Below are 24,763 nucleotides of genomic sequence, written 5' to 3'. Positions count from 1 at the left end.
CGTATTAAGGAATTCTGGTGCCCATGATGCGGATCGAACGCATGACCTCTCCCTTACCAAGGGAGTGCTCTACCACTGAGCCACATGGGCAAGGATCTGGAGCGGGTGAAGGGAATCGAACCCTCGTCGGAGGCTTGGAAGGCCCCAGCTCTACCATTGAGCTACACCCGCTCAAGTTCGAGGACTATATCATTCCGCCCCGCGGAACTTTCCTGCTGAATTGCTGCAGCAGTATCGCTGGTGGAGGGGGATGGATTCGAACCATCGTAGGCGTAAGCCAACAGATTTACAGTCTGCCCCCTTTAGCCACTCGGGCACCCCTCCGTCGCGAGAGAATGAAATTATTACTGAAAGACAGTAAGCTGTCAAGAGTTACAGATAAAAATCCCGCAAAGAGGTATCAGGTCGCCTACCATGATGGTTCAACGTTGATTAACACACTCTTCAATGCCAGTTTTTGACAATCTCTCGCTAATCAGCATATTGCTGATGGCGGTGCAGTTCTTCATTGTTGTGAGCGTTGTGATCCGCGTCATCTTGACTCGGCATCCTCCGGGTTCTTCATTTGCCTGGATTCTGCTCACGGTAGTGTTGCCTTATGTCGGCTTCTTCCTTTATCTGATGCTGGGAGAGCGCCCCATCGGTCGTCTGCGTGCACGGCTTTTACGCCACGCAACACATTACTGGGGCAGGTTGTCTCAGGTCCGAAGCCCTCCGCTAGGCCCTCTGCCCTATCATCTCGTGCGTCACCGCACTTACATCCATTTAGCCTCCAAATTAGCCGGCATGCCGGTCATGGGCGGTTCTGCCGTTAGTCTGAAGGCCTCTGCAGCTGAAACCATCGCAGCTCTTCAAAAAGACATTCAAAACGCGCGCTACTCCATCGAAATGGAGTTCTATATCTGGGAGGAAGGCGGATCCGTTGACGTCATAATTGACGCTCTTTTTGCTGCCAGACGCCGCGGAGTATCCGTGCGGCTATTGGTTGATGACTTTGGCTCTCGAAACTTTTTGCGCTCGAATGCTCGACGAGACCTTGAAGCTGCTGGCGTTGAGATTGCTTCTGCCATGCCGATGAGGTTGCTTCAGCTCTTCGATCTTCAGCGCGCCGATATACGTCTTCATCGCAAAACAGTTGTCATCGATGGAAGCATCGCCTATACGGGAAGCTTCAACATGATCGAACCTCATAGTTATGCCGAAGCCAAAGTCATCGGATCCTGGATTGATGCCATGGTACGGATTGAGGGGCCTGGCGCAAAAATGCTTGAAGCCGTCTGGAGATTTGACTGGGCGCTTCAGCCTGACGGGACTCCATTAGATTTTGATGGTGACTTTTCACAGATGCGCATTCCATCAATGGGATCTGCCACCCTGGTTGCTGTTCCCTCAGGACCATATCAAAGCGGCGACCGCAACTTACTGCTCATCCTCGAAACGATTAGTCATGCCGAACACAGCCTCTCCATTACTACGCCCTATTTCATTCCGACCGAATCCGTAGTATCTGCGCTCCTCAACGCTGCGCTACGTGGAGTAGACGTCAGGCTCATCGTTCCCATCGAAGCTGACAATGCATTTGTCAATTGGGCAATGCGGCGCTATTTTGACGATCTGCTTCAAGGCGGCATCAGAATCCTGCGCTATCAAGGCGGGCTGCTACATACCAAATCTATTGTTGTTGACGATGAATTCGCCGTCTTTGGCACACTCAACATCGACAATCGGTCACTGCATCTCAACTTTGAGTTGATGATGGTGATTTTTGACGACGAGTTCGTCGCTTCCTTGAAGCAGCTTCACCGCACTTATGAAGCTAAGTGCATCGAGGTTTCACCACAAGAGTGGCGTCAACGCCCGCTTTCAAACCGACTTAAAGAAGGGGCGGCTTACCTCATCTCACCGCTTCTATAAATGGAAAGGCGCCGCAACCGGCGCTTTCCCATTCAGATACCTGTTAAGCGTTGGGCTTCCCGCCGTGAGTCTCTTTTTCGTTGGGCTGCGGCGGATTTTCTTCAATGTCTTCCACATCCTGCATGCGTCGGCGTTGCGGCTGTCCGATTTTTGTTACGAGAACCTCTTCACGTTCATAAACCGTTCCCGACGGCTTCATCCCGCTGCGGAATTGTTCTCGGGCAGTGCGTTGTGCTGCCTCCATAGCCTCGCGGAAACGCCGTTCATCAGAGCTTTCCAACCCAAATTTGCGCTTAATCCAACCCCACAGGATGACCGCGCCAATCAACACAACGGCTGCGAGGAAAATCCCAGCAATCAGCGGCAGGAAAAAAATGATCAAGCCGATAACGATGGCAATTGCTGCTAGCCCTACAAGCAGGCTCAAAAGTGGGCTGCCGCCCGGCTGCGGGAAAATGAACATTGGCATACGGCCTATCTCCTTCGGGAGCTCTTTAGGGTCTGTTGGAAGCTCTATGCTGAATCTACTATTAGAAAAGTATATCGATCCGCAGAACAAAAGCGCTTGGCGCTGTTTCTACTATATGGGGACTAGATCTGTCCTTCCTTGCGTCATTATGCAAGCAATAGTTTCCACTTTACTGAACGAGAACGGCCATGAGAAGACTCGGGCATCCCTCCGTTCAGTTAAGATAATTGACTTTTCTAAAAGCGTACCGGCTGCCTGAGTTCATCGTCGTTTCAGTGGCCTCGCCTAGATATGGAAGCTCCACAAACCAATTCCTTGCCGGATATTCAATCTTCCGGTGATCCTCGAAATATCCGCATCAATCGTGTCGGCGTTCGCGGAGTTGAACTCCCCGTTACCGTTGCTGATGAGGCTGATGTGCAGCACACAGTGGCAAGGCTCACGATGTCAGTAGCCCTTCCACCCGATCACCGCGGCACCCACATGTCGCGCTTCATTGGCATTCTGGAAGCTCAAACCGAGCCATATACAATCGAAGTCGTTCAGTCTACGATTCGAGCAATGCTCGCTGAACTACAGGCTCAAGAAGGCACCTTCGAAATTCGCTTCCCGTTCTTTCTGCGCAAAGCAGCGCCGATCAGCCGACTCGAAAGCGTAATGAATTACGAATGTGCTTGGACGGCTACTATTTCACCAGCTGCATTTGAACTGCGGCAGGAAACCATCACCCCAGTAACGAGTCTTTGTCCTTGTTCGAAGGAAATTTCTCGCTACGGCGCTCACAATCAGCGCTCCCGCCTGACAAGCTCTATTGTTCTGGCCAGTCCCATGAGTCTCAGAGAACAGATTGCGCTTTCAGAGGCTGCCGGGTCAGCGCCTCTTTGGGCTCGGCTGAAGCGCGCAGATGAAAAGTTTGTTACCGAATACGCCTACGACAACCCGAAATTCGTTGAAGATATTGTTCGGGACATGGCTGAATCACTCAATAAGGATTCGCGGGTAACGGCTTATCGTGTTGAGTCGGAAAATTTTGAATCGATTCACAATCACTCTGCCTATGCCTGGATCGAACACGATAAGCGTACAAAGACCAACTGATCCGCCACTTCACCCTCAGACGAGTAAAGAAACATGCTTGATCAACAAAAAGACGCCATTCAAAACCTCATCGTCCGAGCACTCGCAGCTCTCGATGTTGCGGACGTTGTCCCACAGCTCGAAAAACCCAAAGATCCGACACACGGCGATGTTGCCTGTACCGTAGCGATGCAGCTTGCGCGCCGTCTGAAGCAAAATCCCCGCGCAATCGCTGAAACGCTTGTTGCTGAGATGAAAGCTGATGAAGCATTCGCGGCACTGCTGGAAACTGTAGAAATTGCTGGCCCTGGGTTCATTAATTTCCGCGTGGCTCAAAATGCTCGTGCAGCAATAGTGAGTCAGGTGCTTCAGGAGGGTGAAAAGTTTGGCCGCAGCAACGAGTTTGCCGGAAAGTCGGTGTTGCTCGAGTATGTTTCCGCCAACCCCACAGGACCGCTGCATCTCGGTCATGCTCGTCAAGGTGCGTTAGGTGATGTCCTCGCCAATCTCCTTGACAGTCAAGGCTGGAAAGTTTCGCGTGAGTTCTATTACAACGACGCCGGTGTGCAGATTGGCAATCTCGCCATGTCTGTACAGGTCCGCTGCCGTCAGCTGCAAGGCGAATCTCTGGAGCTTCCAGAAAACGCCTATCACGGCGAATACATCGTCTCTATCGCACGCGATTTTCTGGATAAAAAACCCGTCATTCCGCACGGCGGCGAGCCTATTGAATCCACCGGAGACTACGGTGATACTGATCTGATACGCCGCTATTCCGTCGCCTATCTGCGCAATGAGCAAGATGACGATCTTTCTGCCTTAGGCGTTCGCTTCGATAATTTCTTTCTGGAGTCTTCGCTATACACCACCGGGGCCGTACAAAAAACGGTTCAGGCAATCATTGATGCGGGCTACACCTATGAAGCCGACAACGCGTTATGGTTGCGCACGACTGCATTCGAAGATCTCGGCAATGGCCTTCGCGATGACAAAGATCGCGTAATGAAGAAGTCCGACGGCACCTACACCTACTTCGTACCAGACGTCGCCTACCACCTGAATAAATTTAGCCGCGGCTACACCAAGGCCGTGAATATTCAGGGCACCGACCACCATGGCACTATTGCTCGAGTTCGTGCTGGCCTGCAGGCCGCTTCCAAGACTCTTGGGGTCACTATCCCGAAGACCTTTCCAGAATACATCCTCCATAAGATGCTCTCCGTTGTGAAGGGTGGCGAAGTCGTCAAAATGAGCAAACGCTCTGGCAATTATGTGACGCTGCGTGACTTGGTCGACTGGGCAGGGCGGGATGCTGCTCGCTTTTTCCTCGTTTCCCGCAAGGCTGATGCTGAATTCGTTTTCGACGTTGATCTTGCCAAGAAAAACAGTGACGAAAATCCCGTCTACTATCTGCAGTACGCCCATGCGCGCATCTGTTCCGTTTTTGCCAACGCTCTTGAGCAGGGCTACGAAATTCCGAACCGTGAAGCGCTCGCCACAATGGATCTCTCCCCCTTAAATTCGAAAGCCGCCGAAGCATTGATTGGTGCCGTTGCCGAATACCCCAATACGTTGCGTCTCGCCGCTCGCGACCATGCTCCGCATATCCTTTGCTACTACCTGAAGGACCTCGCTGCAGCCTTCCACGCCTTCTACAATGCCGAACGCGTATTAGTGGATGATGCTGTCGAACGCAATGCCCGTCTGGCCCTTCTCGCCGCAGCGCGTCAGGTGCTTGCCAATGGCTTGGCGTTGCTTGGCATTTCCGCCCCTGAACGCATGGCTCGCCGCGATGACGAGGCGGATGCTCAATAATTAATACGGAGTTCGAGATGGCAAAAAGCGGATTCGCCTCCGGCTTCGCCGGGTTCTTAATCGGGGTGGTAACCGGCCTCGGCGTTGCCGCCGGCGCCATGCTCGTGATTGCGAAAAGTCCCGTCCCTTTCGTTGACAAAGTCGACAAAGTTACCGCGGATGTCGACCCCGCCGCCAAACTAGCCGGCGCAGTAGATCCTAATGCAAGGCTCAATCAAACTGCAGGCGAGGAACCAACAGGAGAAACGGGACGTGTACAGACCGTAACCGTCGTCGATAAAGATCCAAAATTGAAGTCCGCCACCCCACCCACAGCGAATACCCGAGCAGCAACTCCTGCAGCTACTTTTTGGGTTCAGGTAGGGGCTTTTCGTCAGAAGACTGATGCCATAAATAGTTCGGCAGCCCTGGGTATGCAAGGCATCATTGCACAAGTACAAGAAGGCGGACCTGCAGGTTGGCGTGTGCGCGTCGGACCGTTCGATAGCCGTCCAGATGCCCGTGAAATGCTCGACAGGCTTACCGATCAAGGTCTCTCACCCACCATCGTTGAGCAGAAATAACCGCTTGCCTGCTCCGCTCAGGACAGCGTTTTTTAAAAGGAAAACATTCCACCATGATTACTCGTCGTCAATTTGTGCTGGGCGCAGCAGCGCTCCCGCTCTCGGGCCAGCTTTTTGCCGCTCAAAGCTTTACTGCCGGAAAGGAATATCTGGTCGTCACGCCTTCGGCTCCCACCAGTCGGGACAAGATTGAAGTTGTGCTCTTTTTCGCCTATACCTGCTCACACTGTCTGCAGTTTGAACCGCATTTCGCGAAGTGGGCCAAAACAGCCCCTGCTGATGTTGCCATCCGCATCTGCCCTGTTGCTTGGCAGCCCAAGCTTGATCCTTTCACTCAGACCTACTTCTCTCTCGAAGCCCTTGGCCTTGTTGATAAGCTTTCCATGCCGTTTTTTGAAAGCGTCATCTATCAAGAACATCCCTACAATTTTGAAAACCCCTCGGCCGACATCTCTGATTTCATGGCCAAGGCCGGCGTTGACCGTCAAAAGTGGGAACAAACGATGCGCTCCTTCAGCGTGATGAATAAGACTCGTCAAGCTCGCCAGCTTTGGAATGCTTACCAAATTGACAGTACGCCGATGATTGGCGTAGGCGGTATCTATGCGACTGGCCCACATCTGGTTGGTACTCGTGAAGGCACACCTGCCTGCATCGACTACTTGATTGAACAAGTTCGCGCTCAGCGCAAGTAACGAGACCTTTATGCCTGAGGCGCCCGCAGGCTTTATGCTTGGGGCGCCTTTGCATATCTGCATTACCCACTCGGAGATTTCCTGTGCTCAATGTCTTCATTACCGGCGCATCTACAGGCATCGGTGCCGCTTTGGCTCGCCAATACGCATCCCGTGGCGCCGTCGTCGGACTCGTCGCCCGTAACCGCGACAAACTTGAGGCCTTAGCGGATGCACTCCCGGGAGGACGAGACCGAAACATTGTTCTCCCTTGCGACGTCACTGTTCGTGAAGAGGTTTTTGCGGCGGCTGAAGAGTTTGAGCGACTTTCCGGTGGCACTACTGTAGTGATCGCCAACGCCGGCATGTCTCACGGTGTCAAAACGGAATACCTTGAAGATCTTGATATGCTCGAAGACATCTACCGCCTTAATGTCTTCGCCATGGCCTATACCTTTCATGCCTTTATTGGCCCTATGAAAGCTAGGGGCAATGGTCAACTCGTAGGCATAGGATCTGTCGCCGGCATCCGCGGTCTTCCCGGTTCTGAAGCGTATTGTGCAAGCAAATCCGCTGTCATTACATATTGCGAAAGCCTTCGGGTTGAAATGCAGAAATACGGCATTCGCGTATCAACCATCTGTCCAGGTTTCGTCCGTACTCCGCTCACTGCCGAGAATCCTTATAAGATGCCGTTCATTATGGAACCCGAGGATTTTGCACGTGAAGCTGTCGAAGCCATTACAGCTCGCGCCCGCTATCGTGTAATCCCTTGGCAAATGGGGGTGCTTGCCAAAATTATGCGCTGCGTACCGGACGGCTTGTGGGACAAAATCCTCGCCAACCGCAAGCAAAAACCCCGCACAACAGCTCAGTAATTTTTAAAGTTCGTTGCCGACTATCTCCAGAATGCTATCTGCATAACGCTCGACTTTGCGGCGCCCCACACCGGGTATTCCTAGCAGATCGTCAATACAGGCTGGTTTTAACTTTGCTATTGCCACAAGCGTGCGGTCAATGAAGAGTACATAAGGCGGCTTACCCAACTCCTTCGCTAGATCACGCCGCCAAACACGGAGCGCCTCAAAAATCTGGCGCTCCTGGACCGAAAGCTGTGCGAGCATTTCATCACGTTCGGGAGACGAAAACCTCGACTGTTTCTGTGCTTTCGCCATTACTGTACGGCGCACTTCAATTTTCATTGCGCCGCGAAGCACATTGTTGGCCAACGCTCCTAAGCGCACTACATTGTGATTAGCTGAATCAATCCACAAAACATGGCGTGCAATTAACTGACGCATGACACTGCGCCACTGTTCAAGAGTCAGCTCTTTCCCAATTCCCCAGGTTGAAAGCGCTTCATGATCATGACGTTTTGTACTTTCGGTGCTCTCGCCTAAAAGGACTTTGATTACGTGCAAAGTGCCGAAACTCATATTGGATTTTTGCTGAATACGCCAAATACAGCTGATGATCATTTTGGCGGCAATCGTTGCATCCATCATCTGTGGCGGATCCACACAGTTGTCGCAGTTTCCGCAAGGCGTACTTTTTTCACCAAAATAGGCTAGCAATTGAACGCGACGGCAAGTACAGGCTTCAGCTAAACCCAACATTGCATCCAATTTTTCGGTTTCAATCTGCTTATGAAGGTCATCCGCGCCACTTTTGTCAATGAAATAGCGCTGATTAACCACATCCGCAAGCCCGTAGGCCATCCATGCATCGGATGGCAATCCATCACGACCAGCTCGTCCTGTTTCCTGAAAATATCCTTCAATGGATTTCGGCATATCCGCATGCGCAACAAAGCGCACATTGGGTTTGTCAATACCCATACCAAAAGCAATTGTCGCCACCATCACGATATCATCTTCGCGTTGGAATGCAGCAAGTCGCTCAGCTCGCTCCTCATTCGAAAGACCGGCATGGTAAAAGAGCGCATGAATGCCTTTACTGCAGAGATATTCGCAAATGGATTCGCATGTTTGTCGAGCAATGCAGTAAACAACGCCGCACTCCCCTGGATGCTCTGTCTTAATGAATTGCGCGAGCTGTGAACGAACATTTTTTTTATCAACGATACGATAAAAAATATTCGGTCGATCAAAACTTGCCACAAACTCTTTGGGATGCACTAAAAGTTTGTTAACAATTTCCTCGCGCGTTTTGGGATCAGCTGTTGCCGTGAGTGCAATTCTCGGCACATTGGGAAAGTGTTCCCGCAATATAGAAAGCGCTCCATATTCCGGCCGAAAATCATGCCCCCAGATGCTTACGCAGTGCGCCTCATCAATCGCAAAAAGCGATATTTTCACTTCGCTGAGCAGAGCCTGCATAGACGACATTAGTAGTCTTTCCGGCGCAACATAAAGCAGATCAAGCTCACCGCAACGCAGCCTTCTGCGAACATCCGCAGCAGCTTCCGGTGTCAATGTCGAGTTCAGGTACGCCGCACTGACGCCAAGCTCTTCCAAAGCATCCACCTGATCCTGCATGAGCGCAATCAAGGGCGATACCACCACTGCCACACCGTCGCGCAATAGTGCAGGTATTTGATAACAGAGACTCTTGCCGCCACCTGTCGGCATCAACACTAAAACGTCCTCGCCACGAACCACAGCGCGCACGACTTCTTCTTGGAAGCCGCGGAAGGCGTCGTAACCGAAAACCTGCTTAAGCGCTTCCTTGGGTGACGAATAGCGGTGCATGGAAACAGTGAAGTCTGTAAGGACAAGAAAAATTTGAATTCTAAAAGAGAAAGCCCCGTGCGGGAGACGACGTCTGTCGTCTTCCCCACAGGGCAGACTCAAACAAGCTCAGGCAGTCCAATCAGACGTCCTGCACGGTCATTTGGTTTAATCCGAAATATCTTTTCCTGCGAGGCGATCAGCCCGCTTGCAAGCTGCAATCGTAAAGAGTGCATCCGCTGACGAATTCAACGCCGTTTCGCATGAATCTTGAACCACGCCAATGATGAAACCGACAGCAACTACCTGCATAGCGGTGTTCTGATCAATGCCGAAAAGACCGCAAGCAAGCGGGATCAGCATCAGCGACCCACCGGGAACACCGGAGGCGCCACACGCACAGAGCGCAGCTACAAACGAAAGGAAGATCGCCGTAGCGGTACTCACTTGTACATCCAAAGAGAAGGCTGCAGCGAGCGTCAGCACCGTAATCGTGATGGCAGCACCCTGCATGTTCACCGTAGCGCCTACAGGAATCGAAATCGAATAAGTTGATTCTGGCAAATTCAGCCGCCGGCAGATTTCGAGATTAACCGGGATATTTGCCGCAGACGAACGCGTGAAGAAAGCCGCCACGCCCGATTCGCGCAACGTCATCAGCGTGTAGGGATATGGGTTGCGACGGATCATCAGCCAAACCAGGATCGGATTGACCACAAGGGCAATAAAGAACATTGTGCCGACCAAAACGGCAAGCAGCTTGAGATATCCCGCAAAAACTTCAAGACCCGTCGTAGCAAGCGTAGAGGCGACAATGCCGAAGATGCCAAAGGGGGCGAAACGAATCACCAAGCGAACAATAAATTCCACTGTTTTAGCGGCATCAAGCAGAACTTCACGCGTTGAGCTATGCGACTGACGCAATACAGCCCCCATGGCGATAGCCCACACGAGGATACTGATGTAGTTGCCACTAGCGATAGCATGCACGGGATTATCGACGGCCTGAAGTATCAAGTTACCGAATACCTCAGCAATGCCACCCGGAGTTGCAACAGTATCCTGCGCAGCCTGCAGCGTGATTTCTGTCGGCCACAAAAAGCTCGCGCCAACTGCGATAACTGCAGCGAGAAATGTTCCCACTAAGTAGAGAACGATAATCGGCTTGACGTGCATATTGCCTTGGCTGATATCACTCTGATTAGCAATAGAGGACATCACTAGCACAAAAACGAGGATCGGTGCGACCCCTTTCAAGGCCATAACAAACACTGTTCCCAAAAAGCCCACAGACTTGGCAGCATCGGGAAAAGTGAGGCCGAGCGCCATGCCTAGTATTAGGCCGACGAGAATCTGCTTGACGAGCGATGCCTGAAGGAAAGGCATCGCAAATTTAAAGACTCGCTTCATAGTAAAGAAGGCTCCGAGGACTTTTGATTTTTTGTAATGAATGGTGGCTACATGCAACCGCACCAAAGAGAGGCATTTCACCTCCTGCGTCGCTTAACACTAGCAATTCTTCCTGCTACTCGGCAGTCTGAACCTAAGTTGTACTGCGGACATCAGTCGACATATACCCTCATCAAAGCGCGTAAATATGATTTGCATTAATTTAGCTAGGCAATAATTTGCAGACCTCTCTCCGTCTGGAAATCGCATTCGCGTGCATGGCCTCCGACCGTTATTATGGTTACCCACTATCTTGATTCACGTTCGCTCATCCATGTCCCGATTGCCCGCCGTAGGTTTCATACTCGCCTGCGTCTTCCTTGACGCTCTCGGCATCGGACTCATTATCCCGGTGCTTCCAAGGCTAATTGGCACACTAGCAGCCAATGCCGATGCTCAGACTTCATGGTACGGCTCGATTATGGTGAGTTACGGACTCATGCAGTTCTTAAGCGCGCCAGCTATCGGCGCTCTCTCCGACCGCATTGGCCGCCGTCCGGTGCTCTTGACTGGAATCTTAGGACTGGCCGTCATGATGTTCGTGCCGGCATTCACCGACTCCCTGTGGCTTATTCTTGCGTCACGGCTCGTGGGCGGCATCATGAGTTCCAATATTGTCGTCGCTCAAGCTTACATTGCAGACGTCACAGAGGCATCCAAGCGCGTCGCTGCTTTTGGGCGCATCGGTGCAATATTCGGTATCGCTTTTATTCTTGGCCCAGCACTGGGTGGCATGCTCGGCGAAGTAGATCCCCGCATTCCGTTTCTCTGTGCTGGCGTGATCTGCATCATCAATTTTTTCTACGGGCTCTTCGTATTACCGGAAAGTCTAAGAGAGCCGTCTGAAGCACCATTTTCGCTGGCTCACGCCAATCCTTTCGCCTCGCTTTCCGCACTTTCACGTGAGCCTGTTGTTCTGCCAATTTTGCTTGTCATTACGCTCTACACGCTCTCGCAGAGTCTCGTGCAATGCACCTGGGCGCTCTATACAGAATTTCGCTATGGGTGGACACCACGTACCATTGGTTTCTCCATTTTTCTTCTTGGTGCGGCAATCACCTTTACCCAGGGATGGCTGCTTCCGCGACTTACCAATCACTTTTCTGCTGGGCATCTCATTACGGGAGGGCTTCTGATTGGCCTTACAGCACTCCTCGGCATTGGCCTTTCTCCTACGGGAGGACCCGCTCTCATATTGCTCGCCGCATTTGCCTTCATGGGCATAGTCGGTCCCACATTGCAAAGCATCATCAGCCGCACGGGGTCACGTACAACTCAAGGGATCCGCTTAGGAGCGGCTAGTTCTCTCAATAGCTTTACAGGAGCGGTAAGCCCGGTAATCGGCACTCCACTTCTTTTCTGCACGACGCAGAATGCACCAAACGATATTGCAGCAGGCACACCGTATTTCCTTGCCGCATTTTTAGTAGCGGCTGCTTTACTCCTTTCACAACGCCTTGGCATCGGGAAAGCCATTACAGACAACCAACAATAGGTACGTTTTCCCTCCATTTTGGGATGCTCCACTTTCGAGTGCTTCTCCGCTTCGGGAGCTAGTTCTTCCAGAGCGTCGGTTCGAGAATAAGTATTGAGGATTGACTCTCATCCACAAACACTTTCCTCGTCGACCCCTATGAACTATTCCGCCATTCTTGTTATCGCGCTTCCAGGTCGTCTCCAGGACGTCATTACAGCCATCAATCGTATTGAAGGCGTCGAAGCTCATATCTCCGACCCCGATTCCGATCGGCTTATCTGCACGATTGAAGCGCCGACGACAGATGACGAAGTCCGTCTCTTCCATCGCGTTGCAGAGCTTGACGGCGTCAATGATGTCAGTCTGATTGAACATCGACTCGATCTTGCATAAGTCTCTTCAGTTGCGACAGCTGATGTTGCTCTGCTTTTGCGCTTTGGAACCAGTCAAATCCCTGATTGGAGATCCGCTATGACCTCTGAATGTCCCATTACCTTCCACCGCCGCGCAATACTCAAAACAGGACTAGCTGCAAGTGCCGCAATGGCGCTTGGCATTCCTGTCACCTCAACTGCAGCTGCAGAAGCGGCCAAACTTGACAATGACATTGCTTGGCACAAGGGCGTCTGCCGCTTTTGCGGCACCGGCTGCGGCTTGCAAGTAGGCGTCCGAAATGGTCGTGTTGTTGCTACCAAGGGCGATCCCGATGCGCCTGTCAACAGGGGCCTCAACTGTGTCAAGGGCTACTTCAACGCCAAAATCCTTTATGGCAAGGACCGCCTCACTCGCCCTCTGATGCGCATGAAGGATGGAAAGTTCGACAAGAATGGCCGTTTCGAAGCTGTGTCTTGGGAAACGGCCTTGACCGAAATGACCAAACAAATGAAGCGCGCCTACAAGGACAAGGGACCAGCAGGCATTTCAATCATTGGCTCTGGTCAATACACCATCCCCGAAGCCTACACGGCGAGCAAGTTCATGAAGGGCGGTCTCCGCTCCAATAACATTGATCCCAATGCGCGTTTGTGTATGGCATCCGCGGTGGTTGGCTTCTATCAGACTTTCGGCGTTGACGAACCGGCAAACTGCTATGCCGATATTGAGAAAGCAGACCTGTTCCTTCTCTGGGGGAACAATATGGCCGAAGCTCACCCTGTGCTTTGGTCGCGTGTTGCCAATCGCCGTTTGACGCACCAAGCCACCCGTATCGTACAGCTCACAACTCATCGTTCAAGCACGTCGAATCTGTCGGATCTGGTCATCATCTTCAAACCGAACACGGACCTCGCCATTCTTAATTTCGTCATTCGCGAAATTATTCACCGCGGGAAAGTCAATCAGGAATTCGTCGACGCACACTGTATTTTCTGTGCGGGCGTTACCGATATCGGATACGGACTCCGCCAAACTGACAAATATGCCTGGCCCGCTGAAAAGGACATCATGGCCAAGCAGCTTTCCATCAAACTCGATAAATGGGAAGCCATTGGCCAGGGCCGTAAGGAAGGCGAAGTTGTTCCGCAAAAGAATACCGGTGCAACTGCTGGCAAACATTGGCGCATTAGTTTTGAGGATTTCAAGAAAGGCGTTGAACCTTACTCGCTCGACTTTGTTGCTGAACTTGCTAAAGGCGATAACGCTGAGTCTCTTGCTGATTTCAAGAAAAAACTCATGGAACTCGCCGACTATGTCTGCGATGACAGCCGTAACATCATGAGCTACTGGTGCATGGGCGTAAATCAGCACCAACGCGGCGTTTGGGTAAACGAGCAGATTTATGACCTGCATTTACTCCTTGGGAAACATGCTCTGCCCGGTAACGGCGCTTTCTCGCTGACAGGACAGCCTTCAGCCTGCGGTTCCGCCCGTGAGGTGGGTGCTTTCAGTCACCGTCTCCCTGCTGACATGCTTGTCGCCAATCCAAAGCACCGCGAAAAAACAGAAAAAATTTGGAATCTTCCTGCGGGAACGCTGAACCCAAAGGTTGGGGCCGATTTAATGGCCATTCTGCGTGGCGTTGAAGATAAATCCATCGATTTCCTCTGGACGCAGGTAGTGAATATCATTCAATCTGCGCCGAATAACACCCATTGGATAGAAGCCTGCCGTCGTCCGGACGCTTTCGTTGTAGTGTCCGATATTTATCCGACTTTCTCCGCTCGCTGTGCTGACCTGATTCTCCCTGTTGCCGGTCATTTCGAAAAATGGGGGCTCTACGGCAACGCCGAACGCCGTACTCAAGGCTGGCACCAGTTGGTTCAGGCTCCTGGGGAAGCTCGTACTGATGTCTGGACGCTGATGGAACTTGCCAAGCGCTTCACAATTGGTGAAACCTGGTGTGAACAAACGCTAAAAGGCGTTCCCGGCGACAAACTACCAAATGTTCTGGATAAGGCCGCTGAATTGGGTTACAAGCCCACAGATACCCTTTTTGACGTCCTATTTGCCCCAACTGGCAAACGTGCTGAAGCTGTGTGGCCGGATCCGCTCTATCCGAATGAGCTCAACGCTACTGGTGATGCACTAGGTCTGAAGTATTTCCCAGAGAAAGCCCTTTTCAACGAATATCGCCAATTCACCGTTGGCAATGGCCATGATCTTGCGGACTTCGACACCTATCAATCTGCCAAGTGCCGCGGTCTCATTTGGCCAGTAGTAAACGGCAAAGAAACGCTTTATCGTTTCAATCTTGAGTACGATCCTTACGCTAAGGCTGACAATCTTTTCTACGGCATGCTGATGAAGCCTGTAGCTACCGGCGATCTTTACGGTGTTACTAATCCAGAAGCAAAAGCATACAAAGGCACGGCAAAGATCTTTTTCCGTCCATATGCTGCGCCAGTCGAACAACCCGACGGTCAGTACGATCTCTGGCTTTGTACCGGCCGCATTCTTGAGCACTGGCATACCGGCTCTATGACAGGACGTGTGCCCGAACTTCACCGTGCCGCACCGAGTGCCCTTCTTTACATGAATCCTGACGACGCACAAAAGCGTGGTCTGAAACGCGGTGATTTAGCTCTCGTGACGAGTCGTCACGGAGAATGCAAAGCAGTTGTTGAAACGCAGGTTCGAAACATCATGCCTGCGGGATCTACTTGGCTCGCCTTCTTTGACGAGAAGGTGCGAACGAATGCTGTTGTAATTGACTCCACAGACCCGATCTCGCTCGAGCCAGATTTCAAAAAGACTGCTGTTCGTGTAACCAGAGCATAACCCATGTCCAGGCAGCCTCCATCACTGGGGCGCCGCGCCTTCCTGGAAGCTGCACTGGCTTCCGGGTGTGCCGCAGCTGCGGGGACCTTTCTCCTCAGCATGGTGCCGTCGCGCGAAAGCGCGGCGGCGTGGCGACCTCGTCCCCCAGGGGCATCGCTCGAATCAGACTTTCTTGCAGCCTGTGCTCGCTGCGGACAGTGTGTAGTCGCCTGTCCTTACGGTACGCTGCGTCTTGCAGGAATGTTTGATCCTGCCCCCGCCGGTACCCCTTACTTCACACCTCGCAGCATTCCCTGCGAAATGTGTAGAGACTTGCCTTGTGTAAAGGCTTGTCCTACAGGCGCTTTAAATCCGAAGCTTGAGGATGTCCGCAACGCCAAAATGGGTGTTGCAGTAGTTGATCCCAATGCATGTCTCTCCTGGCAGGGGCTGCGCTGTGAGGTGTGTTTCCGAGAGTGTCCTGAGGCTGGTCGAGCGATCACCATCGAGACTCATCCGCGCGAACTGTCTAAACATGCAGTCTTCGTACCGATAATTCATCCTGATGCCTGCACCGGTTGCGGTTTGTGTGAAAAAGGATGCCCCACCGATGAAGCATCGATTCGAGTCGCAGACCCTCGTGGGGTACTCGGCACGATCGGCAGTCACTATCGCTTGAGTTGGCTCTCAGAAGACGACCCAAAAAATACCCGCCGAGAGACCACCCCCGAAAAGTCAGTACCCAAGAACGATCCCAACCCTGCCAGTGACTCAGCCGAATCCGCACCTGGGCTCGATTATCTCAACAGCGGAGACGTACCATGAATAAAGCCTTTGCTGTCAACGGCTTTGTCCGCCGCTACCGCTGGACACTCCTGCGTCGTGCCACCGAGCTCCTTGTGCTGATTTGTTTTACGGGTACAGCTCGTTGGGGATGGGAAGTTTTTGGCAAACCGTTGCTTGTCGGAGACCTCTCTTCGTCGAGAATCTTAGGCGTCATTCCGCTTGATGATCCATTAGCACTGTTTGAACGTCTGTGTGCAGGCATTATCCCCACTGCATCAGCGGCTATAGGGGCTCTGCTGATTACGCTCTTTTATGGTCTGCTTGGTTCACGTACCTTCTGTGGTTGGGTTTGTCCCATGAACTTCGTAGTCGAAACTGCTGCATGGCTGCGAAGGAAGCTCAATCTTCCCGCAGATGCGGTGCGGCTGCCTCGCCTAACGCGCTACGCCACTTTAGCCGGTGTATTGCTAGCGAGCATTCTCACAGGTTCAGCAGCCTTCGAAACAGTGAGTCCTCAGGCATTTCTCTGGCGTGACATCATTTTCGGCACAGGGTTGTCCGCGCTGTCCGCAGTGCTCACTGTCTTTGCACTTGAACTCGGACTTATGAAAGATGGTTGGTGCGGACATCTCTGCCCACTTGGTGCCTTTTGGTCCCTCGCCGGAAGAGCCTCTCCTCGCCCAATCATTCAGATTGCTTTTATTGATGAGCATTGCACACGGTGTGCTGACTGTCTCAAAGTCTGCCCTGAGAAGCAAGTTATCCGCTTTAAAGAGCTGGCTCAAACCGGCCGCATCCCGTCTGGGGACTGTCTCAACTGCGGCCGCTGCATTGAAATCTGCTCTGAAAATGCACTGCATTTTCGTTTGGGCAGCCAAAAAACAAAACCTACCGGAGATCCATTATGACCCGCTCTCCTCTTATTTCCGTCTCTGTTTCTGCCGCCGCTGCTGCCGTATTAATGGCGTTAGCTATGCCCGCCTCTGCCGTCGACAGCGAAATTTATGGTGCCCCCGGCTTAGTTCCGCATCCGGTGAAAGATTATCTGCCGATCACGGTTAATAAAAATATGTGTGTGATGTGCCATAAGGAGCAAAAGGGCGACGTCCGCGTCAAGGGAGAAATTCCCAAGTCGCACTTCACGGCATCGGGCAAACTTGCCGGTGAGCGGTATGAATGTCTGCTTTGCCACGCCGAAAGTTCCAATGCCAAACCACTCGCGCCTGTCGACCCCAATGATTCGACAGCTCCGTAATTAAGATACGCGTCGACAGACAATTCAACAGCGAATCTAACATGCGGCAAATCGGATGCCCTTGTAGGCGTCAGGTTTGCCGTTTTTGTTTTTCGGTTCGTTCAGCAGCCCAAACAGCTGCTTCTACGCGGCTATTGAAACCCAGCTTCTTCAAAAGATGCTTGACGTGCCCTTTAACTGTGCCGTCAGATATCTTCAACTCTCGTCCAATCATCTTATTGGTCATTCCGCGAGCAATACACGACAACACGTCTTCTTCGCGATCAGTGAGCGACACCGTCTCCTCAACCTTTGGAGCCTTGCCGCGCAACAAATCCGTCAGGTATCGCACCATTGCCGGATCGACCGTCAGTCGCCCCTCTAAAGACTCACGCACACAATAGAGAACCTTTTCCGGTTCCATATCCTTAAGAAAATATCCATCAGCCCCCGCGCGAATGCAGGAGAAAAAGTCTTCACCAGAATCACTGACCGTCAAAATTACCACGCGCTGAGAGGGATCTCGCTCTTTTAAGGTCGTAAGAATTTCCACACCAGACGAACCCTTCATATTGAGATCCAAGACGATGAGATCGGGAGAGAGTTTTTCGGCCAAATCGAGAGCTTCTTCCCGAGTTCCTGCTTCCCCTACAACGCGGATTGTGGGATCAAGCGAAAAGAGCTCACAGACACCCCGTCGGAAAAGCGGATGATCATCCACCACAAGGACGGTGTGTTGTTCAACAGGAGTAATGGGATTCATGGTCGTCATAATGCGCTCTTTTGCGGCGGTCGGCTCATGAATACGATCGTCCCGCCCTCTGGCCTGCGGCTGATGGAAAGAACCGCCCCTAGCGCAGCGGCTCGCTCCCTCATGATACTCAAACCAAAGTGATTTTCCTTTTCAGCATGTTCAGGTATACCGACACCGTTGTCGACGACCTGCATCGTGCAGGCCCCATCGGGCGCTCGTTCAATACAAACTTCCACTTTGGTTGCACGGGCATGTTTTTCAACGTTGGCTAAAGCTTCTCGAAGAATCTGGATGAAATGAATTTGATCGTTTGAAGACAGTTCAACGCCGATTAATGCATTTTTCACCGTAATCTCTAATCCCGTACGATTTCTAAATGCATCCACTGCAGTATTTACTGCCCCTGGGAAACCAGCGCCAGAAAGTTGCAGGCGAAACGCTGAAAGGACTTCTCGAAGCTGCCGATAGGCCGTAGAAATGCCATGATCGAGTTCTAAAAGGACCTCCTGAGCCATCCCTTGTGGTGCACCCGGCATCAAGGCACGCCGCAGGCGCAGTAACTGAATTTTGGAAAAAGAGAGCGACTGAGCAATCGAGTCATGAAGTTCACGAGCAATGGTCGAGCGTTCTTCGAGCACTGCAAGGCGCTGCTCGTCCGTAACGCGCAGTACTGCCTCGACCGCTCTTCCAATCAGACTCGCTGTCATTTCAAAAAAATTTCTTCGCCATGCATCCGGTACCTCGCCAAACTCTACTTTCATCATCCCTACCAAAGTCATACTTGAGCCATGGGCAGCGAATTCTGATGATCCAATCGCATCTGCCCACCCAATTGTCTTAGCAAAGAGATATCCAGTTTCCGAAGTCCACCCTTGTTCCCGGTTCTTCGCTACATAAAAGACCGCGCTGCGAGCTTCGGCAAGCTCCACCGCCCCCTTTAAAACTTCAGAGACTGCCCCAGCGAGGCTGGGCCCATCGACCATTAAATCTTCAGAGGCACGCGCTAGAAATTCAAGCCCGCGATTTCTTCTGTGTAGGTCTGCTGTAGTTCTTGCAACCTCAGACTCAAGCGAACCGTAGAGGCGCTCAAGCTCACTCACCATGAAGTTGAAGCTCTTAGCAAATCGCCCGATTTCATTAGAACTGTCCGCCGATTTCGATCGTGCTGTGAAATTCTTCTGACGAACACGCTCGGCTGATGCTTCCAACTCTTCAAGCGGGGCAAAGACTTTACGCCGCATTACGCTCAGCATAATGAAAGTCAGAGCGATGGCACCCGCAAGCGTAATGAGTAAACAAACCTTCAAGAGCGTCAAGCGCCAAGACAAGCTCTCTTCCAATGCAAAAACAAAACGGTCAACATCATCCACGAAACCCGGCACTTTTAGTAGGAATGCTCTCCTTGCCGCCTCAGAGTCAATGCTTTCAAAGGCCAGCGGAGACACTTCATCAGAGAATCGTTTATGCACAAGTTCATACAGTTCTCGAATATGGTTTTTAGCATCGAGTGGTACTGATGCAGTGAGGCTAGGACTTTCCAGTCGAGTACCAAACTCCTTGACAGCATCACGACTGGCCTTATCACGCTCTTGATAGGTAGCGTAAGGATTGGAAACCGCTACGGTGAGCTTATAGCTCATCATGCGCAGGCTCCCAGAAACATTAATTGCACCGCCCGAACCAGTGGATTGCTCCGTCAGCACTATCGCGGGACCAGCAGCAAGTACGACGAATATTGTGATGAGCCAAAAAACACATTTGAACTGTGCATAAAGCGATCGACGAAGCGTCTCTGCGTTCAGGAAAGAAGTCGTCATGAAAACGTTCCGAAAATGAAATACCTCCCGAACTATAAGTCCGAGAGGCATTTCAGAACTGAAAAACCGTTGACGAGTAGACGTTAAATGTCTTCACGAACCATATCAATGGCGCCGCAAGGACACTCATTTGCACAAATGCCGCAGCCCTTGCAATAGTCGTAATTAAAGCGGAATCGTTTACCCGGGCCGAGTTTTATAACAGCGTTATCCGGACAAACACCGTAGCAGTTATCACATTCAAAACAATTGCCGCAGGACATGCAGCGACGGGCTTCAAAGAGTGCATTTTCTTCTGTCAGTCCCTGCAGAACTTCCTCAAACGTCGTCTGCCGACGAACGATATCGAGCTGTGGGCGGATTTTCTGCGGAGCATCAGCGTAATACCAAGGATTAAGCCGATCAAAGGATGCGGAGCCAACAGGCTTTTCTTCTGTTGCTGTCACTCCCTTCAGCCATGCATCAATCGCCCTGGCAGCGCGTTTACCATGACCGATTGCGACAGTCACATTTCGGTCTCCCTGCACTATGTCACCGCCAGCAAAAATCCCCGGCACCGATGTCATCATGTCGGCATCAACAACTACAGATCCACGATCTACTTGCAGGTTCGGCATAGCAGCCAGGAACCCTAGATTGGTATCCTGTCCAAGTGCAAGCACAACACTGTCTGCAGCAATCGTTTCATACTCACCTGTTGGCTGCGGATATCCGCTTTCATCAAGCTTCATTTTTTCAATACGGATCTCGCCGGCTTCCGCTTCAGAAATCGTCGACAGCCATTTCATGGAAACGCCCTCTTCAATCGCCTCCTGAATTTCAAAAGCATGCGCTGGAGCACGATCGCGAGTACGACGGTAAACCACAATCGGTTCAGATCCTAGCCGCTTGACCGTTCGAGCGACGTCAATAGCTGTATTACCCCCTCCGTAAACAACAACTCGACGGCCCAGCATGGGCGTTTCTTCACCTTGAGCAGGCGCCTCCATAGAACGAAGCACGCTGACAGCATCAAGGATATGCGCAGCATCCCCGGCAGGAATGTATGCGCGATGTGCCAGCGAAGCTCCTGCGCCGAGAAATGCTGCGTCATAGCCTGCCGATTTCATTTCAGCATTGAGGTCCTTCACTTCGCGGCCAAACTCAAACTCAACACCAAGAGCTGCAATACGAGCGATTTCCTGATCCAGTACCTCCCGAGGCAAACGATATTTTGGAATACCGTATCGCATCATGCCTCCGGCAGCTTCAGCACTTTCGACTACATGCACAGCATGACCAAGGCGACGCAACTGATACGCGGCAGAAAGTCCCGCAGGCCCCGCCCCCACAATCAAAATGCGCTTGCCGGTATCTGCTGCAGGAACCGGCAGTTGCCAATCTTTTTCGAGGGCGTAGTCTCCCAAGAATCGCTCAACCGCATTAATGCCGACGGGTTCATCGATTCCATTACGATTACACGCACCTTGACAGGTGTGATAGCAAACACGCCCCATAACGGCAGGAAATGGATTGTCCTCAATAATCTGTTTCCAAGCGTTCTCATAATTGCCGCTTTGAGCATGAAACAGCCAAGCCTGACACTGCTCTCCTGCCGGACATTTAGCATTGCAGGGCGGTAATCGATCAACATAGACAGGCTTAAGAGTACGCCACGATCCCGTGCGGTTAGCAAGCGACGTTCCTACATCAAGCGTGATGGCAAAAGGTTTCACACGCATCATTGTTTCCTTGGTCTGCATCACATCACCTCGCCTGCGTACGAGCATCTGCCTGAGCAGGGACAGGAATAATCATTTCTTTATCTTCTTCACCATCGAGCAATCCAAAGCGCTCAATATTGCGGTCCGCAACGGCTTGAATGCGGGCTACAGTTGCCGGATCACCCTTTTTGCCGAAAAGATGTGCAAAGCGCTTCTGCATCTTGAGATAGTCCTCAACTGGACGCAATCGACGGATTTTGCGTGCGTGAGTAACTTCACCATACTCAGCCTCAAAAACAGGGAAGAGTCCCGTTTCAGCAGCTAATCGTGCAATTTCGACGGTTTTACCTGACGGAGCGCCCCAGCCCAGTGGACACGGCACAAAGATGTGGATATAGCGGGCCCCATGGATCGACATTGCCTTCTCAACCTTTCGTTCAAGGTCGCGAAGATCAGCTACGGTTGCTGTCGCAACATAAGGAATTCCGTGGGCCATCGCTATCAGAGGTACATCCTTCCCCTGACCCCATGCATTGCCCGGTTCGCTGCCGGCGATCTGGGTAGTTGCCGTGCGCGCAGCCGGCGGCGTTGCAGAGGAACGCTGCACGCCGGTATTCATATACGCTTCGTTGTCATAGCAGATATAGAGTACGTCGTCATTACGTTCAAACATGCCTGACAAACAGCCAAAACCAATGTCAGTAGTCCCGCCGTCTCCGCCTTGAGCAATCACGCGAGTCATCGGTTTGCCTGTCTTTTTGGCACGCATACGAAAGGCCGCCGCCATACCTGTAGCCACCGCGGCAGTGTTGCCAAAAAGTGAGTGGAACCAAGGTAGTTGCCAACTTGTTTCTGGATATGGGGTCGAGAAGACCTCCAAGCACCCGGTAGCGTTAGCTGCAGCCAACCTGCCGTTCACAGCGCGCATTGCCGCATCAACTGCATAACGAGCGCCCAAAGCCTCACCACAGCCCTGACAAGCGCGATGTCCGGAAGTAAGAGAGTTAAACCGCTCCATTGACGACTGAATTGAACGATCCTCCGGGTCGAGAAGGCGATTCCCTGCAGTAAAAGTTCCGGTCTGATAAAAATGAACCAGTTGCGTCATCTTCAAATCTCCTCTCCGCGCGCGAGCTTTCGTTCATTGACGTGGCGATTAAGCGCTTCTGGCAATGGTCCAATATGACGTGACGTTTTTTCACGCTCCAACTGACGACTGAGAAGCTCTCGATCGAGATCGAGGAAAAACTCATCTTCCTGCAGCTCATTTCTCAGAGCAGCACCAAAAACCTTTTTGAAAGAAGCTTTGGAAACCGAGCGACCGCCCAGTCCCGCATAGACCGTTTTTTGATCGACGGCTGTTCCCTTGAGCGCCTTCATTACTTCGAGCGAAACAGCACCCGCACCGCCCGCGCTCATCATGCGTTCAATGACGAGCACCCGGCTAACATATCTAAGCGCTTCACGCACAGCGGCAAACGGGAACGGCCGGAAACATTTGAGCGTTACCACACCGATTTTTTGACCGGCCTCACGCATTTCATCGACGGCATCTTTAATGGTGCCTGTTAAAGCCCCCATGGAGAAAACGGCGAGTTCAGCGTCTTCCATGCAGTAGTTCGAAAGCAGTCCGCCAGAATTTCGGCCAAAAATCTTCTGGAACGCCTTCTGTGTACGTTCAATCACTGGAATGGCTGCCAGCATGTGTTCATGCGCAAGCCAACGCACTTCAGTGAAAGCCTCTGGCCCCACCATTGCGCCAATCGAATAAGGATGATCAGGATCCAATACCTGCCTAGGTGAATAAGGTGGCAGGAATACATCCACATCAGCCTGATCGGGGATGTCCATTGCCTCAAATGCATGCGTCAGTACAAATCCGTCCATGCACACCATGACGGGAATCGAAAGTTCCTCAGCAATGCGGAACGCTTGAATATGCAGGTCGCAGGCTTCCTGATTCGTTTCCGCAAAAAGCTGAATCCATCCACAATCGCGCTGACTCATTGAATCGGAATGATCGTTCCAAATATTGATTGGCGCGCCAATGGCACGGTTAGCAACCGTCATGACAACAGGAAGGCCCAAACCGCTCGCGTTATAGACAGCTTCGGCCATATAAAGAAGCCCCTGGCTTGCAGTCGCCGTATAGGCTCGCCCGCCAGCAACGGAAGCTCCAATTGCCACGGACATTGCGGCAAACTCACTTTCGACATTGATGTACTCGCAATCCTGCAAAACACCCTTTCGACAAAGCAATCCTAAGTTCTCAACAATGTGTGTCTGCGGCGAAATCGGATATGCACAGACAACATCCGGACGGCAAAGCGCCACGGCCTGAGCAACGCCCTGACTGCCTTCGATCTGCTTAAGCATGGATCTTCTCCTTCTGAGACAGAACAGCCTCATATGCAAGGCGTGCGATTTCTGCATTGGCTTCAGCAATGCGTCCGGCAAATTTAACGGCATAAGCCTTCTGCACACTTTCGAGCTTCATGCTGCCGGTAATCGCTGCAAATCCTGCAAGCATGCCTGCTCCTGGAAGCGGTCGACCTAACGACTCAAGAGCGTAGTTGGTAGCTGGAACACTCATCACATGACCCTTAGGGAGCTGCTTAATAAGATCTTCGAGACCAAGCTCTTCGGGCGAACGGCTTGAATTAATGAGCACATAGCCTTCTGGTTGCAGACCAGAAAAAACCGGAACACTTTCCAGGAGTGTTCGATCCTGAATTAGAACTACATCCGGCTCTTGAATCGGCTCGCGTAACCGAATTTCTACAGATGAAAGACGTGCAAAGGCAACAACCGGCGCGCCAGTTCGCTCCGAGCCAAAACTCGGAAAAGCCTGTGCTTTATGTCCCTCCATAAAGCCCGCAAGCGCGAGCATTTCGGCCGCCGTCACGACGCCCTGACCGCCACGGCCATGTAAGCGTATTTGAAACACTTCGGGGTCCCCCTTTGAATATTGGGGCCGCCCCGTGAGGTCAGGAGAAATATCCAGAAAAATCAGAACGAAATGGTTCTTCGATCATCCGGACTCAAACAGCGGATTAAATCGAAACTCGCTTTGCATGCGATGCCGCAGAAAGCCGCTGCTTGGTTTCTTCTACTCAACCTAATGGGGTCGGCTGAACATCACCTGA

Annotated in this window: 21 protein-coding genes and 3 tRNA genes; 12 read left to right on the top strand and 12 right to left on the bottom strand. The window is 51.9% G+C overall.

The features are described 5' to 3' along the window. Positions 1–15 precede the first annotated feature (15 nt). The 3 genes from DES29_RS01890 to DES29_RS01880 form a co-directional block, all read right to left on the bottom strand. Positions 16–90: transfer RNA gene (locus DES29_RS01890), tRNA-Thr, on the bottom strand. 7 nt (positions 91–97) lie between these two features. Further along, a tRNA-Gly gene (locus DES29_RS01885) sits at positions 98–171 on the bottom strand. A gap of 67 nt (positions 172–238) precedes the next feature. Then, positions 239–324: transfer RNA gene (locus DES29_RS01880), tRNA-Tyr, on the bottom strand. A 123-nt stretch (positions 325–447) separates the two neighbouring features. Here DES29_RS01880 and cls point away from each other — a divergent pair. Further along, positions 448–1,914: a cardiolipin synthase gene (gene cls, locus DES29_RS01875; RefSeq protein WP_005431568.1), complete on the top strand. Its 1,467-nt coding sequence runs from the start codon at positions 448–450 to the stop codon at positions 1,912–1,914. 43 nt (positions 1,915–1,957) lie between these two features. On the opposite strand, the gene DES29_RS01870 is transcribed toward cls, so the two are convergent. Then, a complete protein-coding gene (locus tag DES29_RS01870) occupies positions 1,958–2,383 on the bottom strand; it encodes a hypothetical protein (protein ID WP_016475356.1) in 426 nt (141 codons plus the stop codon). Positions 2,384–2,674: 291 nt separating this feature from the next. On the opposite strand from DES29_RS01870, the gene folE2 reads away from it, so the two are divergent. From folE2 to DES29_RS01845, 5 genes are all read left to right on the top strand, one after another. Further along, positions 2,675–3,481: a GTP cyclohydrolase FolE2 gene (gene folE2, locus DES29_RS01865; protein WP_005431565.1), complete on the top strand. Its 807-nt coding sequence runs from the start codon at positions 2,675–2,677 to the stop codon at positions 3,479–3,481. A 33-nt stretch (positions 3,482–3,514) separates the two neighbouring features. Continuing rightward, on the top strand, positions 3,515–5,275 hold the full coding sequence (gene argS / locus DES29_RS01860; protein WP_021994778.1) for an arginine--tRNA ligase: 1,761 nt from the start codon (positions 3,515–3,517) through the stop codon (positions 5,273–5,275). Positions 5,276–5,292: 17 nt separating this feature from the next. Next, positions 5,293–5,838 carry an SPOR domain-containing protein gene (locus tag DES29_RS01855; RefSeq protein WP_021994777.1) on the top strand — a complete coding sequence of 182 codons (546 nt, stop codon included), beginning with the start codon at positions 5,293–5,295 and terminating at the stop codon, positions 5,836–5,838. 53 nt (positions 5,839–5,891) lie between these two features. Continuing rightward, positions 5,892–6,533 (top strand): thiol:disulfide interchange protein DsbA/DsbL, encoded by a 642-nt coding sequence (locus DES29_RS01850; RefSeq protein ID WP_016475353.1) that lies wholly within the window; start codon positions 5,892–5,894, stop codon positions 6,531–6,533. Between the two features lie 83 nt (positions 6,534–6,616). Continuing rightward, a complete protein-coding gene (locus DES29_RS01845; protein ID WP_016475352.1) occupies positions 6,617–7,390 on the top strand; it encodes an SDR family oxidoreductase in 774 nt (257 codons plus the stop codon). A gap of 3 nt (positions 7,391–7,393) precedes the next feature. On the opposite strand, the gene recQ is transcribed toward DES29_RS01845, so the two are convergent. Both recQ and sstT read right to left on the bottom strand, forming a co-directional pair. Next, on the bottom strand, positions 7,394–9,223 hold the full coding sequence (gene recQ / locus DES29_RS01840) for a DNA helicase RecQ (RefSeq protein WP_005431559.1): 1,830 nt from the start codon (positions 9,221–9,223) through the stop codon (positions 7,394–7,396). A gap of 147 nt (positions 9,224–9,370) precedes the next feature. Beyond that, positions 9,371–10,612 (bottom strand): serine/threonine transporter SstT, encoded by a 1,242-nt coding sequence (gene sstT / locus DES29_RS01835; RefSeq protein ID WP_005431557.1) that lies wholly within the window; start codon positions 10,610–10,612, stop codon positions 9,371–9,373. Between the two features lie 313 nt (positions 10,613–10,925). On the opposite strand from sstT, the gene DES29_RS01830 reads away from it, so the two are divergent. The 6 genes from DES29_RS01830 to DES29_RS01805 all read left to right on the top strand — a co-directional run bounded on the left by DES29_RS01830 (position 10,926) and on the right by DES29_RS01805 (position 17,364). After that, entirely contained in the window at positions 10,926–12,146 is a 1,221-nt protein-coding gene (locus tag DES29_RS01830; RefSeq protein WP_005431556.1) for a tetracycline resistance MFS efflux pump, read from the top strand. A 138-nt stretch (positions 12,147–12,284) separates the two neighbouring features. Then, a complete protein-coding gene (locus tag DES29_RS01825; RefSeq protein ID WP_016475350.1) occupies positions 12,285–12,521 on the top strand; it encodes a chaperone NapD in 237 nt (78 codons plus the stop codon). Positions 12,522–12,599: 78 nt separating this feature from the next. Further along, on the top strand, positions 12,600–15,344 hold the full coding sequence (napA, locus tag DES29_RS01820; RefSeq protein ID WP_005431552.1) for a nitrate reductase catalytic subunit NapA: 2,745 nt from the start codon (positions 12,600–12,602) through the stop codon (positions 15,342–15,344). 3 nt (positions 15,345–15,347) lie between these two features. Continuing rightward, positions 15,348–16,148 carry a ferredoxin-type protein NapG gene (gene napG / locus DES29_RS01815; protein WP_016475349.1) on the top strand — a complete coding sequence of 267 codons (801 nt, stop codon included), beginning with the start codon at positions 15,348–15,350 and terminating at the stop codon, positions 16,146–16,148. Further along, on the top strand, positions 16,145–17,017 hold the full coding sequence (napH, locus tag DES29_RS01810; RefSeq protein ID WP_005431548.1) for a quinol dehydrogenase ferredoxin subunit NapH: 873 nt from the start codon (positions 16,145–16,147) through the stop codon (positions 17,015–17,017). Before napG ends, napH begins: the two co-directional genes overlap by 4 nt. Next, a complete protein-coding gene (locus DES29_RS01805; RefSeq protein WP_005431547.1) occupies positions 17,014–17,364 on the top strand; it encodes a nitrate reductase cytochrome c-type subunit in 351 nt (116 codons plus the stop codon). Before napH ends, DES29_RS01805 begins: the two co-directional genes overlap by 4 nt. 70 nt (positions 17,365–17,434) lie before the next feature. Here the strand turns inward: DES29_RS01805 and narL are convergent, their stop codons facing one another. From narL to DES29_RS01775, 6 genes are all read right to left on the bottom strand, one after another. Beyond that, a complete protein-coding gene (narL, locus tag DES29_RS01800) occupies positions 17,435–18,115 on the bottom strand; it encodes a two-component system response regulator NarL (RefSeq protein ID WP_005431545.1) in 681 nt (226 codons plus the stop codon). Further along, entirely contained in the window at positions 18,112–19,914 is a 1,803-nt protein-coding gene (locus DES29_RS01795; protein ID WP_113854361.1) for an ATP-binding protein, read from the bottom strand. The genes narL and DES29_RS01795 overlap by 4 nt, the downstream gene beginning before the upstream one ends. An 83-nt stretch (positions 19,915–19,997) precedes the next feature. After that, complete coding sequence (locus DES29_RS01790; protein ID WP_016475347.1) at positions 19,998–21,656, bottom strand: NAD(P)-binding protein; 1,659 nt, start codon at positions 21,654–21,656, stop codon at positions 19,998–20,000. A 4-nt stretch (positions 21,657–21,660) separates the two neighbouring features. Continuing rightward, positions 21,661–22,725, bottom strand: a complete 1,065-nt coding sequence (locus DES29_RS01785; RefSeq protein ID WP_005431538.1) for a thiamine pyrophosphate-dependent enzyme — start codon at positions 22,723–22,725, stop codon at positions 21,661–21,663. 2 nt (positions 22,726–22,727) lie between these two features. Beyond that, positions 22,728–23,993, bottom strand: a complete 1,266-nt coding sequence (locus DES29_RS01780; RefSeq protein ID WP_016475346.1) for a transketolase C-terminal domain-containing protein — start codon at positions 23,991–23,993, stop codon at positions 22,728–22,730. Continuing rightward, the gene (locus tag DES29_RS01775) at positions 23,986–24,564 is read right to left on the bottom strand and encodes a 2-oxoacid:acceptor oxidoreductase family protein (protein WP_005431535.1); all 579 of its coding nucleotides are present in this window, start codon (positions 24,562–24,564) and stop codon (positions 23,986–23,988) included. Before DES29_RS01775 ends, DES29_RS01780 begins: the two co-directional genes overlap by 8 nt. Between the last annotated feature and the right edge of the window lie 199 nt (positions 24,565–24,763).

Origin of the sequence: Sutterella wadsworthensis (assembly GCF_003315195.1) — a bacterium.
Taxonomy (GTDB): domain Bacteria; phylum Pseudomonadota; class Gammaproteobacteria; order Burkholderiales; family Burkholderiaceae_F; genus Sutterella; species Sutterella wadsworthensis.
The sequence above is the reverse complement of the archived record's forward strand: the minus strand, read 5'-3'. Positions and strand labels throughout refer to the sequence as shown.